This window comes from Clostridioides sp. ZZV14-6154 (assembly GCF_020657785.1).
Lineage (GTDB): Bacteria > Bacillota > Clostridia > Peptostreptococcales > Peptostreptococcaceae > Clostridioides.
Genome location: NZ_JAGWCY010000009.1, coordinates 58,148 through 74,320, shown reverse-complemented (window position 1 = coordinate 74,320; position 16,173 = coordinate 58,148). Strand labels below are relative to the sequence as shown.

Below are 16,173 nucleotides of genomic sequence, written 5' to 3'. Positions count from 1 at the left end.
AGGTTTTAAAGATAGGTGATGAACTTGTACAAAAACAATGAAAAAGGTCTTACTTTATTAGAAATAATAGTGGCTGTATTTATATTGACTATAGTTTTAAGCATTTCTTATAAAGTATTTAATGGTATAACATCAGCAGTAAAAAAACAACAAATCATTACAGATGCTCAGGTAAATATTAATTTAATTAATAAATATTTAAATAGAGACTTAGAAAACTGTAAGGATGTAATAAAGAACAGTTCAGGTAGTGGCTATGAATATAATATAGAAACTCCAGAGAATATAGTGAAGTATGAAGTATCTATAGAGACCAAAAACAATACAGGAGTATACTCTGTAACAAGAATTCAAGAAAATACTACTAATACTGAAGATGGGCTTAGAGAAGCAATAATCTCTAAGCAACCATTAGTTCAAAACAATAAAGAAATGAAGGAAACACCATTTAAAATAGAAAAACAAGCTGATAAATCTATTTATACGGTAAGTGTATATTATAATGAATCAGCTCAAGAAGGCCAGAAAAGCAGTAACTTAAATAATAAGACTTATACATTTGATGTTATGTCAAGAATTGGGTAAATGGGAATTTATTTAAAAAATAAGTAGGTTGATAAAATATGGATAAAAAGAGTAATGAAAAAGGATTTTCTTTAATTGAAGTATTAGTAGCTATGGCAATTATGGGAATTATATTATTTGCATTTTTTAATATTATCAATACTAATGAAAAGGCCAACACTAAAAATGAAGCAGATATAAGTTCCTTAAATTATGTTCAAAGTGAAATAGAGAATTTAAGAGAGAAAATAAAAAGTGGAACATTTGATTTTGACAGTCTAGATAAGCGAGAAGATGGAACGGTGGAATATGAAAAATTAATAGATAAATCAAATAAAGTTGTATATGATAAAGTACTTAAGAAGGATGATGTGAGCTTGTATGATACTCCATATAAAGAGATTACAACAATAGAAGATAAAGATGGCAATATAATTGACAAGGAAAGTATTACAAACAAAGTAAAGGTTATTGTAGAGGATAAAAGTGGTCAAATATACAAAATAACTGCAACAGGGAAAAGCATGAATGACTATTCAAGTAAAAAAGAAGTTAAAATTGTAACTGAAATATTTAAAGATAAATAATTTTACTTGGGGGTGAGATTTTGAGGAAGTGGAATAAGATAAAAAACGAAAGAGGAGCGGCGTTAGTTTTAGTTTTGGTTGTAGTAGCATTGCTTTCTATTGTTGGGGTGACATTTTCAAATCAAATAGCTAATAGAATAAAGTCTACAAAGACTACTAATGAGGTGATACAGGCCAAGTATTTAGCAGAGACCTGTGTGGAAAATAGTGTTGATAAAGCATATGAAAAATTGTATGATGAGCTTGAAAAAATAGACAATGAGTTTAAAAAAGATAACAATAAGGAAAATAAGGTAACTTCAAGAACAGTAGCAAATGAGGATAAAGAGGAAAATCTTGAAGAAATACAACTTAATTATATGAATAATATAAAATATTATCTAGCTACAGCTTGTAAAGAGTTAGAGAAAGCAAGAGATGAACTAATAGAAGTAGAAAAATTAGGTATTATGCAAGATGGTGATGCGAATATGGTTTACTCTTCTATTGATTCAAATAAAAAATTTATATTAGCGTTGGGTGAGAAATACAATACTGGTGATATTTCTAATATAACACGACAAAAATTAGAATCAGATATTGATAATATGGTTAATTATGAATCAAAGCTTTTAGGAAATGATATGATGTTTAAATTCTTTTTAGAAGATGGTAATGTTGAAAAAGATGAACATATTGATAATGCGTTTATACACACATATAAAGCTTTGGATAAAATTTCTTTAGCTATACAAAATATGAATGAATATAGGCATACGATATTTCATCGTAATTCGTCAAAAGTAGAAGTTTTAGATGAAATTCCAAATCAAACACAATATTTAGAATTGATACAAAGGGATTTGATTGATAGAAATTGGAGTAAATGTTGGGATGAATTGAATAAATATATAGAAGAAATTCCAAATAGAAGCAAAGAATTAAATGATTTGAGAACTAAATTATTTGATAATGTACAAAAGTTTGAAGTTCTAAGTTTAAATATATCTAAAGGAGAAAAAAATACATCAGAAAATTATGTACAATACAAGAATCTATTATATGAAATTATAGAGCAGTTTAATAAAATCAAAATTGAAATGTACAGAGAGCTACCTTCAAATTTTGATGCATTTGGATTAAGTGAAACTTTGAAACAACTTCAAAGAGAAACACTGACAGAGATAAAATGTAGAATAAAAGAACTAAAACCTCAAGAGGTGGCTAAAACAGAAGATATATCTTTAAAAATACCTTTTTATAAAGCTGAATATGATGCGACAAAAGAAGATTGGTTAAATCTAATTGAGAATGGATATAGCACAGAGATGAAATTTACAGTTACTGGAGATAAAAATGGAATAACTGAGATAGAACCAGAGAAAATCGAAAAAATTATTCCTGGATTAGGTGAGGAAGTAAATTCAAATTCAAAATATAAAGTTCAGGCAACTGTAAACTTTAAAATCAAGAAAAATGAGTCAGATAACGATAATATAAAAGATATAATTTCAATTAGTCATGACATAAGTTCATATAAAAAAATAAACTAGATACAAATAAAAGATAATTTAGTGTAAATTAAGTAATAAAATAACCTTATGTATTTATTACTAAAAAAGTAAGTAAACTAATAGAAGATATGGAGAATAAATATTATGTATATTTATGATTTATTAGAACAAGGTATAAGATTGAACGCATCAGATATACACATAACAGTTGGTACAAATCCTGTAGCTAGAGTCAAAGGAGGATTTGTAAAGCTAAGTGAACAAATCTTGACACCAGAGATAACAATGCAAATGGCCAAAGACATAGCTGGGGAATCTATGTTTAAAGTAATAGAAGAACATGGAGAAGCTGACTTTTCAGCTTCTCTAAAAACTGGAGAAAGATTTAGGGTAAATTCCTATAGACAAAAAGGAAATTATGCAATAGCAATAAGAACTATAACAGCAGAAATACCAACTTTTGAGAAACTAGGACTTCCAGAAAACATAAAATCCTTTACTGAAAGACATAAAGGATTAGTTTTAGTTACAGGGCCTACAGGAAGTGGTAAAAGTACAACACTTGCAAGTATGATAAATATAATAAATGAAACACAACAAAAACATATAATTACACTAGAAGACCCAATAGAGTATGTCCATCACCATAAACAAAGTTTAGTAAACCAAAGAGAAGTAGGAACTGATACAGAAAGTTTTCACTCAGCTCTTAGAGCTATTTTACGTCAAGACCCAGATGTAATTCTAATAGGGGAAATGAGAGACCCGGAGACTGTGTCAATAGCATTAACAGCCGCAGAAACAGGACATCTAGTATTTTCAACACTACATACAGTTGGTGCTGCTAAGACAATAGACAGAATAGTGGACATGTTCCAGCCAGCTCAACAACAACAAATAAAAACTCAATTGTCTACAGTTTGTGAAGGAGTAGTATCACAACAATTACTTCCTACATCAGATGGGAAAGGTAGGATAGCTGCAATTGAATTGATGTTTGCAACACCAGCAATAAAAAACCTAATAAGAGAAGGAAAAACATATCAAATTCCAAATATGATACAAACTGGAGTTAAAGCAGGTATGAAAACTATGGATCAAGATTTGATGGAACTTTATAAAAATGGAAAGATTACAAAAGATATGGCACTTAGTAGATGTACCGACCAAGAATTTATGACTAGAATGATAGGTGGCGTAAATTATAATGGAAATTATAGTCGTTAATTTATATGTATTTGTAATTGGTATAGTATTTGGAAGTTTTTTTAATGTTTGTATTTTTAGGATTCCAGAATGTATATCTATCTCTAGCCCCCCATCTCATTGTATGAGTTGCAATACTAGACTAAAACCTATGGACTTAATACCAGTTTTTAGCTATTTAATGAGTGGTAGAAAATGTAGGTATTGTGGTGAGAAAATTTCTAGCAGATATGCTATAGTAGAGTTAATTACAGGAATTTTATTTTTAACAGTGTTTATGGTTTATGGAATATCTATATCGACTATTTATTATTTGGTTCTTGTATCTTTATTAATTGTAATAACATTTATAGATATTGACCACTTTATAATACCAGATAGGATACTAGTTTTTGGAGCTATATTTGCTATAATTTTTAATCTCCTACTAAAAGAAGTTTCAATTAAAGATTCTATTATAGGTGCTTTTGTATGTGGAGGAAGTGTTTGGCTTATAGTAGCTCTAATTGAATTTATAATAAAAAAAGAATGCATGGGTGGAGGAGATATTAAACTATTCGCAATGTTAGGATTATATATGGGCACTAAAAATGGTCTTTTAACAGCTTTAGTGAGTGTTTATGTAGGAGCAGTATATGGAGTTTGTGTGATAGTTTTCAGTAAGATAAAGGGAAAGAAATACAACTCTGTTATACCTTATGGGCCATTTATATCAATTGGAGCATTGATAACAATTTTATTTGGAAGACAATTACTTGAATTTTACTTTTCTATACTTATGTAGATGATAGTTAAATTTAATGTAATTTTAATTTTTATAAAAGTGAATTAAAGTAATCAATAAGGACAATATTATTATTAACCCTACTACAGAGTACTGTAGACTATGGAGTATATAATAATAATTTCCTTATTTTTTGCATATTTGATAAATAAATCCTTATATATTTTTTGTGATGGAGTAAAGAAAAATTCGTATAATATGCTTTTTATTTACATAATAACTGTAGTTTTATCTGTATTAATATATCTAAAATTTGGGATTAGTGCAGAATGTGTACAATATATAGTATTAATTCCATTTTTAATAATTATATCTATTATAGACTACTACACAATATATGTATATGATATAACAATAGTTAGTGGTATAATAGTTCAAGGTGTAATTTTTTTAATCTTTTGCAATATAGTGCAAATTGACTATATAAGTCATATATTTGGACTGGCAATAGGTTTTATTATACCTTATATTATTGCTAAATTTACAAAAGGATTAGGCTATGGAGATGTAGGTCTCTATAGCTTATGTTGCTTTGCATTGGGAAATAATTATGGATTTTATGTGATAGTTTTATCATTTATTTTAGCATTTTTATTTTTTGTTATTTTATATGGAATTAAAATTTTTAAAAATATAAATATCAAAAAACAAATTCCTTTTACACCATTTATTTCTCTAGCGACAATTATAATAATATTTACAGAGTATAATATATTTGATTTTTATTATAGTTTGTTATATAAATTTCTATAACAGGAGGTAAAAAATGTACGTAGTAGTAGGGTTAGGAAATCCAGGAAAAAAATACGAAAAGACTAGACATAACGTTGGATTTGATGTCATAGATATTCTTGCAAAAGAATACAACATTAGTGTTACTAAAATAAAACACAAAGCTTTAATTGGCGAAGGCAGAGTAGGTACTGAAAAAGTATTACTAGTAAAACCACAAACTTATATGAATTTAAGTGGAGAAACATTAATAGATATATATAAATATTATAAGGTAGATTTAAATAATATAGTAGTAGTGTATGATGATATAGATTTAGATGTTGGAAAGATACGTATAAGAAAAAAAGGAAGTGGTGGTACTCATAATGGAATGAAATCTATAACGAAGTGTTTAGGTTCAAATGATTTCCCAAGAGTAAGAGTAGGTGTATCTAAGCCAGAAGTTGGCCAAGACTTAGCAGATTTTGTACTTTCTAGATTTAGAAAAGAAGAATCTGATAATATAAATGAAGCACTAGAAAAAGCGGCGTGTGCTGTTGACTCAATAATAAGAGAAAATATAGACATGTCTATGAACAAATACAATGGATAGTGAGAGGGAGATTTAAATGAATGATGTTTTTTTATATCCTTTGCAGAACTCAAAAGAGTATAAAGATATAATAAACTGCATAAAAAATACAAAAGGCTCATTATTGGTTAATGGACTTTTACCAGTACAAAAACCTCATATATCATATTCTATGTTTAATGATTTGTCACGACAAATGATTTTTATCACAAGTAGTGATTTAGAAGCAAAAAAAGTATATGAAGATTTAAATTTTTATGTTGGGGATAAAGTCGAATATTTAGGATTTCAAGATATTTACTTTTATCATTTAGATGCAAAGGACAGAAACGAAGAAGCAAAAAAATTAAAGGTATTGTTAAAACTAGCAAAGAAAGAAAAAATAATTTTAGTAACTTCTATTGAAGCAGTTTTAAGAAAATATATACCAAAACAAGTTTTACTTGATAGTGTATCTCATTACAAAGTGGGGGATAGTTTAGATTTAGAAAAATTAACTGAGAAGTTAGTTTCCTTAGGATATGAAAGAGTTTCAAAAATAGAGGGGTTTGGTCAATTTAGTATAAGAGGTGGAATTATTGACGTATTCTCACTTGAGTATACAAATCCGATTCGTATGGAATTATTTGATGATGAGATAGATTCCATACGAACTTTTGACGTATTTTCTCAAAAATCAATTGATAAGTTACAACAGTTCTCTATAACTCCTTCAAGAGAATTTATTTATCCAGAAAAAACTACAGATGCATTAGTTAGGTTAAAAAAAGAAACAACTAAAAATACTGATGAAGGAACCTTTCAAAATATAGAATATATATCAAGTAAGACTTATTTTGAAGGTGTAGAAAACTATATAGATTATATCTATCCAGAAGAAAACAAAAGTATATTTACTTATCTAGCAGATGATGCAATAGTATTTATCAATGATATAACAAGACTTAAGGAAAGATGTGAAAATTACTTAAATGAGTTTAGAGAAAATTACAAACTAAACCTTGAAAGAGGTTTGGCTGTTAAAAATCAAGGAAAACTATTATACCATTATACAGATTTGGAGTACCTAGTAAAAGACAAGTCTGTAGTCTTAAATTCACTATTACCAAAGTCTATAAATAACTTTTCTGTAAAATCCATAATAAATTTTGAAAGTAGAGAAGTACCTACATTTAATGGAAAAGTAGACTTACTTGTAGAAGAATTAAATCGGCTGAAATACAATGGTTATAAAATAATTTTGGCTACAAATACATTGGAAAGAGCAAATAAATTAGGAAAAGATTTATTGGATAAAGGCTTAGAAACGACTGTTTCTAAAGATAGAGATATTGAAATTAAATCTTCTCAAATTGTAATTGTACCTGCACATATAAATAGTGGTTTTCAGTATAAATCTATAAAATTTGTTGTTATAACAGATAATGAAATGATAGGTGTTTATAAAAGAGCCTCTAAGACTAGTAATAAAAAAGCAAAAAAAGGAAAGAAGATAGAGTCATTTTTAGATTTAAGCGTTGGAGATTATGTAGTACATGAAAATAGTGGTGTAGGTAGATACACAGGAATTGAACAGATTACAGTTAATGCAATCAAAAAAGATTACATGAAAATAGTTTACCAAGGTGGAGATAATTTATATGTACCAATAGACCAGATGGATAAAGTACAAAAATATATTGGTGCAGAGGTAGAAAAAGTTAAGTTAAATAAGCTTGGAACCAATGAGTGGACAAAGGCAAAGGCAAAAGTCAAAAAAGAAATTGAAGATATGACAAAAGACTTAATTGAACTCTATGCAAAACGTGAAAAGATACAAGGGTATAAGTTTTCAAAAGATACACCATGGCAGGCAGAGTTTGAATCCTTGTTTCCATATCAAGAAACAGAAGACCAATTAAAAGCAATAGAGGAAACTAAAAAGGATATGGAATCAAGTAAAGTAATGGATAGACTTGTCTGTGGAGATGTTGGCTATGGAAAAACAGAAGTAGCAATTAGAAGTATTTTTAAGGCATGTATGGACCAAAAACAGGTTGCAGTATTAGTTCCAACAACAATACTGGCTCAACAGCATTACAATACATTTAAAGAAAGGTTTGAAAATTATCCTTTGAGAGTGGAAGTTTTAAGTAGATTCAAGACTCCAAAACAACAAAAGCAGATTATTGAAGATGCTAAAAAAGGGTTAGTAGATATTCTAATTGGTACTCATAGAATAATATCTAAAGATATAAATTTACCAAACTTGGGTCTTGTAGTTATTGATGAGGAGCAAAGATTTGGTGTAAAACACAAAGAAGCTTTAAAGAAAATTAAATCTACAGTAGATGTGCTTACACTTTCAGCAACTCCTATACCAAGAACTCTACATATGTCTTTAAGTGGGATAAGAGATATGAGTGTTATAGAAGAACCCCCACAAGAAAGACATCCTGTAATAACATATGTTACTGAGAGTAAGGAAAGCGTAATTCAAGATGAAATAGAAAGAGAATTAAGTAGAGGTGGACAGGTATTCTTTGTATACAATCGAGTTGAGCATATTGAAGAAATGGCAAGTATGATTCAAAAGCTTGTCCCAGATGCTAGAGTAGCTGTTGCACATGGAAGAATGACTTCTAAGTCACTAGAAAATATAATCTTAGGATTTTTAAATAAAGACTATGATGTGCTAGTGTGTACTACAATAATAGAAACAGGTATGGATATATCCAATGCAAACACCATGATTATATACGATGCAGATAAAATGGGATTAGCTCAGTTATATCAGTTAAGAGGTAGAGTTGGAAGAAGTTCCAGACAAGGATATGCCTATCTCATGTATGAAAAAGATAAAACTTTAAGTGAAATAGCAGAAAAAAGATTAAAGGCTATTAGGGAATTTACAGAATTTGGCTCAGGTTTTAAAATAGCGATGAGAGACCTTGAAATCAGAGGGGCTGGAAATATTTTAGGTTCTCAACAACATGGTCATATGGCAGTTATAGGTTATGATTTATATGTCAAAATGCTTAATGATGCAATTAAAAAGGTTAAAGGTGAGCCTATTGTTGAAGAAATTGATGTTGAAATAGATTTAAGTGTAAATGCATATATTCCAGACAATTATATTAAGGATGAATTGATTAAGATTGAAATGTATAAGAAAATTGCTTCTATTGAAAATAGGGAAGATATGTTGGATATACAAGAAGAACTTGAAGATAGATTCTCTGATATACCTAAACCAGTACAAACACTACTTACAATAGCTTATATAAAATCGTTGTGTAAGATATTAAAAATAGAAAAAATTAGACAAGTAAAAGATGAAATATTATTAGTTCCAATAACAAAGTATAGAACTAAACAAAAAATAGGTTATAATATAGTTACAGAATTAGAAGAACTGTTAGAAAAAATGTGCAAGGTCAAATAACTTGTAAATTTAAGAAGGGATGTTTTAAATTTGAAAAAAGTAATAACGTTAGTAATAGCTATGATAGTTGTAGTATCAATAACAGCTTGTAGCGCAAGCACAGATGGAACTGTAGCAACAGTAAATGGTACAAAAATATCATCAGATGAATTTAAAAAAACTATAGCTCTTTACAAAGATTCTATGGAACAAACTTATGGAAAAGACATCTGGGACAAAGAAGTTGAAAAAGGAGTAAAGTATAAGGACAAGTTTAAAGACTTAATTCTTGAACAACTTATAACTACAGAAGTTATATATTCACAAGCTAAAAAAGATAACTTACTTCCTAAAAAAGAAGATGTTGAAAAAAGTTTTAAAGATTTAAAAGATGCTATGAGTAAAGATGAAAATTATAAAAAACAACTTGAAAAATTAGGTATAGATGATACATTTTTAAAAGACCAACAAGAAAAAGATTTAGCTATGCAAAACTATCAAGCTAATTTTACTAAAGAAACTAAAATATCAGATGAAGAAATGAAAAAATACTATGATGCACATAAAGATGAATTCAAAAAAGATGAGGTAGAAGCTTCTCATATTTTATTAAAAACAGTAGATGACAACAATAAACCACTTTCAGAAGAGAAAAAGGCAGAAGCTAAGAAAAAAGCTGAAGAAGCCCTTAAAGAAGTTAAATCAGGTGAAGATTTTGCAAAGGTTGCAAAGAAATATTCACAAGATGCTTCAGCAAGTGATGGTGGTAAATTAGGATTCTTCTCAAGAGGTCAAATGGTCGCTGAATTTGAAGAAGCAGCATTTTCTATGAAAAAAGGTGAAATATCTAACTTAGTTGAAACTCAATATGGATACCATATAATCAAAGTAACAGACAAAGTAAATGAACAAACCCCATTTGAAGATTCTAAAGAAACTATAAAAGATCAATTATTAAAAAACAAATATCAAGAGAAAATAGAAAAATTAACTAAAGAAGCTAAAGTAGAAAAAGATGAAAAAGTAATAAATACAATCACAATCTAAAAACTAAAAAAATAGTAATATGCTTAAAAAAGCTATATCTGGAGAAGATATAGCTTTTTTTGTATATTTTTCTTAACAATGGTAAAAATAAACTTAAAGTAATTTATGGAGGGATTAAAAAATATGAAAGCAACAGGTATAGTTAGAAGAATAGATGATCTTGGAAGGGTAGTTATCCCAAAGGAGATAAGAAAGACATTAAGAATTAGAGAAGGAGATCCTTTAGAGATATTCACAGCAAAAGATGGAGAAGTCATACTTAAAAAATACTCTCCAATAGGAGAATTAAATGAATTCTCCCAAGAATATGCTGAAACATTAGCAGAAGTATTAGGATATGGTGTATTAATAACCGATTTAGATTCTATAATAGCTGTATCTAAACTTCCTAAAAAAGATTATAAAGAAAAAAGTATAAGTGATGAGTTAGAAGCAATAATAAGTGAAAGAACAGTAAAATACTCAAAAGATAAAAATATTTTACCTTTATTTAAAGAAGACCAAAAGGAATATATTAGTCAAGTTATTATGCCTATAATTAGTGCATCTGGTGACTGTATAGGTTCGATTGTAGTTGTTTCAAAAGATAAAGATACAATTGCAGAAAGTGAAGAAAAATCTTTAAAAATAGCTGCTAACTTTTTAGGAAAACAAGTTCAATAATTTTATCATAAAGACCTTTTACGTGAAGGTCTTTTGAAGTTTTTGTTTAAAATATTGAATATAGCATTAAAAATATGGTATATTAAAGTTTGTTATATAAACAGTATGGAGGTTATGTTATGAACAATAACAAAAACAAAGACTCCTTTTTAAAAGGAGCCCTTATACTTGGGCTAGCAGGTGTAATCGTAAAAATAATGGGTGGATTTTTTAGAATTCCCCTTGGGAACATGATTGGTTCAGAAGGAATGGGATACTATCAGGCTGCTTATCCTGTGTACACTCTATTTTTAACATTAGCTACTGCTGGATTCCCAACAGCTGTGGCAAAATTGGTTTCGGAAAAAGTTGCTATTGGAAATTATAAAGGTGCAAATAAGATATTTAAAGTATCGCATACAGTTTTATTTATAACTGGTATAATATCATTTTGTATATTGTTTTTTGGGGCCGACTACATAGTAACAAACATAATGAAAAATCCTGGTGCATTGTACTCTATGAAAGCTATTGCTCCAGCTTTATTATTTGTTCCAGCGATGTCAGCATATAGAGGATATTTTCAAGGTAGACAAGACATGACTAAGATTGCTGTGTCTCAAGTTGCAGAGCAATTTTTTAGAGTTGTATTAGGTCTTACTTTGGCCTACCTACTTATGAAAAGTTTTGGGCAAACTTTAGGAGCAGCAGGTGCTATATCAGGAGCTACAATAGGTTCAGTAGCATCTATGGTTTATCTGATGTTTGCTTATATGTTAGGAAGAAGAGAACGTAGAGCTGAGATAGATGCGAGTCAAAGGTTCAAGGATGAACAAGTTTCTTATATCTTTAAAAAGCTTTTAACAGTTGCTATTCCGATAACAATAGGTGCATCAGTAATGCCACTTGTAAATATGATAGATAATGTTATTGTAATAAGAAGACTTATGGAAGCAGGCTTTACATATAAAGTAGCAAATTCAATGTTTGGTCAATTGACAGGTATGGCAATGGCAACAATAAATTTACCAGCCGTTATAACAACTGCAATGAGTATGAGCTTAGTTCCAGCTATTTCTAAAGCATATGCATTAGGTAATAAATCAAAGGCTAGAAAAGATACTAAAAATGCTGTTAAGGTGACTTTGCTTATAGTATTACCTTGTGCGTTTGGTATGGCATCATTAGCGATACCAATAATGGGTCTTTTATTTCCACATGAGCCATCATCTGTAGGAACTATCTTGTTTACTCTTACTCCATGTGTACTGTTCCTAGGATTAATACAAACATTAACAGGTATAATTCAAGGAATGGGAAAACCAATAGTTCCCGTAATTGCTCTATGTGTGGGTATGTTATGTAAGATTGTTATAAGTTACACATTGACAGGTATACCAGATATCAATGTATTAGGTTCAGCTTTTGGAACAGTTACAGCATACTTTGTGGCAGCTATGATTAACTTATTATATGTTAAAAAATATATGAATGTAAAATTTCCTAAGAAGGAATTTATAATAAAACCATTTATAACAGTTATGACAATGTTTATAATGGTTAAGTTGAGTTATGGTGCTTTAGTTGGATTATTGGGCAATAGTCTGTCTACAATAATCGCAATAGGTGTTGGTGGGATTGTATATGTAGTAGTTATTCTTGGAATAGGCGGAATTAAAAAAGAAGAGATATTAACTATGCCAAAAGGTGATAAATTATATAAATTGTTAAAAAAAGTTAAACTTATAAGATAATATAGGAATATATATGCAAATAAAGGAAATACTATACAAATAGTAAAGCTCCTTATTTGTATAATAATACAAAAATAAAGTGAAATTTGCTAATGGGAGTGATGTTATGGGTAAGATAAGTATTGTAGGGCTTGGACCAGGAGACTATTCTCTTATAAGCCAAGGTGTACTGGAATCTTTAAAAAATAGCCCTAGAGTCTTTTTTAGAACAGAGAAACATCCAATAATTGATAAACTTAAAGAAACTATACAATACACTTCTTTAGATTACTTTTATGAAAATGAGGAAAACTTTGAGAGTGTTTACTTAAAAATATCTGAATTTATTATAGAAGAATCTACAAAAGGTGATTTAGTATATGCGGTTCCTGGTCATCCAAGGGTCGCAGAAAAGACTGTAAGTATAATAGAGAGACTTGCCGATGAAAAGCACATAAAAGTGGAGATAGTACCTTCTATGAGCTTTGTAGACGCTATGTTTAACTATTTAGCTATAGACCCATCTGATGGATTTAAATTGATAGATGCTTTTGAGATAGAAAACTCATACATAGATTTAGATACAAGTATGATAATAACTCAAGTGTATGATAAATTTATAGCATCAAATGTAAAGTTAAAACTTATGGAATATTATGACTATAATCAAGAAATATGTATAGTAAATGGAGCAGGTGTCAAAGATTTAGAAAGTAAAAAGTTTATAAAATTATGTGAATTAGACAGAAATGAAAACTTTTTTGACTATTTAACTAGCTTATATATACCCAAAAGTTCTAAAAAGATGTATAATACAGTACATGACTTAGAAATAATAGTTAATACATTAAGAAGTCCATCTGGATGTGAATGGGATAAAAAACAAACACATCAATCATTAAAAAATTCTGTTATAGAGGAAGCATATGAACTTTGTAATGCAATTGATAATAATGATATAGATGAAATGGTAGAAGAATTAGGAGATGTTCTTTTACAAGTTATATTCCATTGTCAGATAGGTAATGAGGAAGGCTACTTTGATTTAAAAGAAGTGGTAAATGGTATATGCAAAAAATTAATTCATAGACATCCTCATATATTTAATGGTGTAAAACTAGATATGTCTAAGTTTGAAAAAACTTGGGAAGAGTTAAAGCAAGAAGAAAAAGGCGAAAGCACTGTAACAGATGGCCTTAGAAGAATACCAAAACATTTACCAGCTCTTATGAAGGCTAGTAAAGTTCAACATAAAGCAGCTCTTGTTGGCTTTGATTGGGACAATGTAGAAGATGTATTTAAAAAAATTGAAGAAGAATATCAGGAATTACTTGACGAACACAGGGTCGGGAATATAAAATACATAAAGGAAGAACTAGGCGATTTATTATTTTCGATAGTAAATCTAGCTAGATTTTTAGACATAGACTCAGGAGAAGCCTTGAACTGTACTACAGATAAATTCATAAATAGATTTGAGTTTGTAGAAAAAAGTGCAATGAATTTAAATAGAAAATTAGAAGACATGACACTTGAAGAGATGGATGAATTTTGGAATCAGGCTAAAAAACAATAAAATTGTGGAAGGAAATTTGTCAAAAATCTAGAACTTTTATCAGAAAGATAGGAGTCTATATTATAAACATTTTTAGGAGGTAAATATCGTGAATAAAGCTGAATTAGTATCAAAGATGGCAGAAAAAAGTGGATTAACAAAGAAGGAAGCAGAGGCTGCGTTAAACGCATTTATGAGTTCTGTTCAAGATGCACTAGTAAATAATGAAAAAGTTCAATTAGTTGGATTTGGAACATTTGAGACAAGAGAAAGAGCTGCTAGACAAGGAAGAAATCCAAGAGATCCAGAGCAAATTATAGATATACCAGCTTCTAAAGCACCAGTTTTCAAAGCTGGAAAAGGATTAAAGGATACAATAAATGGATAATTAGAAATCTTGTGAAAAAGTGTGGATAAATTTACCACACTTTTTCTATAGAGCTAAGGAAGGTGATAATTATGAGATTAGATAAGTTTTTAAAAGTATCTAGGATTATAAAGAGAAGAACTGTTGCTAAAGATGCATGTGATAAAGGAATTGTCACTATAAATGGAAAAGTCGCTAAATCTTCTTCAGAAGTGAATATTGGAGATACACTAGAAATACAATTTGGAGAGAAGAAGATGAAGTTTAAGATAAATGAAGTAAGAGAGCATGTATTAAAAAATGATGCAAAAGAAATGTACGAAATTTTAGAATAAAATTAATAGTCCTCTAGTATATTAATAGTAGTATTAGTGAAATATTTACTGGGGGGATATTATGGAACAGAACATAACTTTGAAAGATAGATCAAAGCTGGTTATTTCAGGAGTCGAGCACATATATTCTTTTAATGATAAAAGAGTAGAGCTTAAAACTTCTGTAGGCGAGATGGTAATTGAAGGCGAAAACCTAGATATGAGCAAGCTAAGTATAGACGAAAATATAATTAGCATAGATGGAACTATAAATTCTATGGTATATGCAAAGCCTAAAAAGCCACAAGAAAGTTTTTTGAAAAAGGTATTTAGATAGATGATACCTTTTACTCAAGATGTAAGTATTTTCTACGCTACTATTTATGGTGGAATACTCATAGGAGTGTTGTTTGATTTTTATAGAGGCCTGAGAGGGAGTTTTAAATTCATCAATTATTTTGCAATAATTTTTGATGTATTGTTTTGGTTTCTGGCAACCATTATAATATTTATAACAATAAACCTTACAGAGTTTTTTAATTTAAGATATTACCATTTTGTGGCTTTGTTTATTGGTTTTATTTTATACTATAACACCATAAGTAAAATTGTTTTATCAATTATCAATAAAATAATTCGTTTTGTGAGGAATTCTTTTAAAAAAGTTACACACTACATAGTCAGTTTTTTAAACAATTTGTATTACGTTATAATCTATTCACTACACCTACTATTTGATATTATATTTTATATACCAAACATATTTATGGCAACAAAAAAAAGTATAAAGAGAAAATCAAATAAAAAATCAAAAAACAAGAAAAAATCAAAATCTAAGAAAAAAACTAAAACTAAAAAAAGGGTGTAGGAAAAATGAACTTAAGAAAAAAATTTTCAGGACAAATTATTGTTATCAGTTTATTTTTAGGAATATCAATTTTTAGTATAATGACAGGATTTGTATTTGAGTACGAAAAAGCTAAAGAATATAAAACAGAAATAGCAAGTCTAAATAAACAATTAAAAAAGACTGAAATACAAATAAACAGCTTAAAGAAAGATGAAAAATCATATGAAGGAGACTTAGAAGAAATAGCTAGAAAAAGATTAAACATGGTAAAGCCTAATGAAACCGTTTATGTAGATATAAATCGTTGATTAAAACTGGCTAA

17 protein-coding genes are annotated in these 16,173 nt (G+C 28.8%); all 17 read left to right on the top strand.

Translation table 11 applies throughout. From position 1 onward, the window contains the following. The first annotated feature begins 18 nt into the window (after nucleotides 1-18). The 17 genes from KGF45_RS15705 (at nucleotide 19) to KGF45_RS15625 (ending at nucleotide 16,159) form a co-directional block, all read left to right on the top strand. On the top strand, nucleotides 19-585 hold the full coding sequence (locus KGF45_RS15705) for a prepilin-type N-terminal cleavage/methylation domain-containing protein (protein ID WP_227829105.1): 567 nt from the start codon (nucleotides 19-21) through the stop codon (nucleotides 583-585). Nucleotides 586-623: 38 nt separating this feature from the next. Beyond that, complete coding sequence (locus tag KGF45_RS15700; protein WP_227842873.1) at nucleotides 624-1,151, top strand: prepilin-type N-terminal cleavage/methylation domain-containing protein; 528 nt, start codon at nucleotides 624-626, stop codon at nucleotides 1,149-1,151. A gap of 20 nt (nucleotides 1,152-1,171) precedes the next feature. Continuing rightward, nucleotides 1,172-2,683 carry a hypothetical protein gene (locus KGF45_RS15695; protein ID WP_227829103.1) on the top strand — a complete coding sequence of 504 codons (1,512 nt, stop codon included), beginning with the start codon at nucleotides 1,172-1,174 and terminating at the stop codon, nucleotides 2,681-2,683. 105 nt (nucleotides 2,684-2,788) lie between these two features. Further along, entirely contained in the window at nucleotides 2,789-3,871 is a 1,083-nt protein-coding gene (locus KGF45_RS15690) for a type IV pilus twitching motility protein PilT (protein ID WP_227829102.1), read from the top strand. Next, on the top strand, nucleotides 3,852-4,634 hold the full coding sequence (locus KGF45_RS15685; protein ID WP_227829101.1) for a prepilin peptidase: 783 nt from the start codon (nucleotides 3,852-3,854) through the stop codon (nucleotides 4,632-4,634). Before KGF45_RS15690 ends, KGF45_RS15685 begins: the two co-directional genes overlap by 20 nt. Nucleotides 4,635-4,832: 198 nt before the next feature. After that, the gene (locus KGF45_RS15680) at nucleotides 4,833-5,387 is read left to right on the top strand and encodes a prepilin peptidase (protein WP_227842872.1); all 555 of its coding nucleotides are present in this window, start codon (nucleotides 4,833-4,835) and stop codon (nucleotides 5,385-5,387) included. 13 nt (nucleotides 5,388-5,400) lie between these two features. Continuing rightward, a complete protein-coding gene (pth, locus tag KGF45_RS15675; RefSeq protein ID WP_227436306.1) occupies nucleotides 5,401-5,961 on the top strand; it encodes an aminoacyl-tRNA hydrolase in 561 nt (186 codons plus the stop codon). A 16-nt stretch (nucleotides 5,962-5,977) separates the two neighbouring features. After that, complete coding sequence (mfd, locus tag KGF45_RS15670; protein WP_227829099.1) at nucleotides 5,978-9,364, top strand: transcription-repair coupling factor; 3,387 nt, start codon at nucleotides 5,978-5,980, stop codon at nucleotides 9,362-9,364. 30 nt (nucleotides 9,365-9,394) lie between these two features. Next, entirely contained in the window at nucleotides 9,395-10,390 is a 996-nt protein-coding gene (locus KGF45_RS15665) for a peptidylprolyl isomerase (protein WP_227829098.1), read from the top strand. A gap of 123 nt (nucleotides 10,391-10,513) precedes the next feature. Next, a complete protein-coding gene (locus KGF45_RS15660; protein WP_227436300.1) occupies nucleotides 10,514-11,053 on the top strand; it encodes a stage V sporulation T C-terminal domain-containing protein in 540 nt (179 codons plus the stop codon). Between the two features lie 119 nt (nucleotides 11,054-11,172). After that, nucleotides 11,173-12,786, top strand: a complete 1,614-nt coding sequence (locus KGF45_RS15655) for a polysaccharide biosynthesis protein (RefSeq protein ID WP_227829097.1) — start codon at nucleotides 11,173-11,175, stop codon at nucleotides 12,784-12,786. Nucleotides 12,787-12,892: 106 nt separating this feature from the next. Beyond that, a complete protein-coding gene (gene mazG, locus KGF45_RS15650) occupies nucleotides 12,893-14,341 on the top strand; it encodes a nucleoside triphosphate pyrophosphohydrolase (RefSeq protein WP_227829096.1) in 1,449 nt (482 codons plus the stop codon). A gap of 88 nt (nucleotides 14,342-14,429) precedes the next feature. Beyond that, complete coding sequence (locus KGF45_RS15645; RefSeq protein ID WP_227436295.1) at nucleotides 14,430-14,708, top strand: HU family DNA-binding protein; 279 nt, start codon at nucleotides 14,430-14,432, stop codon at nucleotides 14,706-14,708. Between the two features lie 71 nt (nucleotides 14,709-14,779). After that, the gene (locus KGF45_RS15640; RefSeq protein ID WP_227436285.1) at nucleotides 14,780-15,022 is read left to right on the top strand and encodes an RNA-binding S4 domain-containing protein; all 243 of its coding nucleotides are present in this window, start codon (nucleotides 14,780-14,782) and stop codon (nucleotides 15,020-15,022) included. Nucleotides 15,023-15,083: 61 nt separating this feature from the next. Further along, nucleotides 15,084-15,338 carry a YabP/YqfC family sporulation protein gene (locus KGF45_RS15635; RefSeq protein WP_003421411.1) on the top strand — a complete coding sequence of 85 codons (255 nt, stop codon included), beginning with the start codon at nucleotides 15,084-15,086 and terminating at the stop codon, nucleotides 15,336-15,338. Continuing rightward, a complete protein-coding gene (gene yabQ, locus KGF45_RS15630) occupies nucleotides 15,339-15,869 on the top strand; it encodes a spore cortex biosynthesis protein YabQ (RefSeq protein WP_227829095.1) in 531 nt (176 codons plus the stop codon). Nucleotides 15,870-15,874: 5 nt separating this feature from the next. Continuing rightward, nucleotides 15,875-16,159, top strand: coding sequence for an FtsB family cell division protein (locus tag KGF45_RS15625; RefSeq protein ID WP_227436281.1), 285 nt, complete (start codon nucleotides 15,875-15,877; stop codon nucleotides 16,157-16,159). The last annotated feature ends 14 nt before the right edge of the window (nucleotides 16,160-16,173 follow it).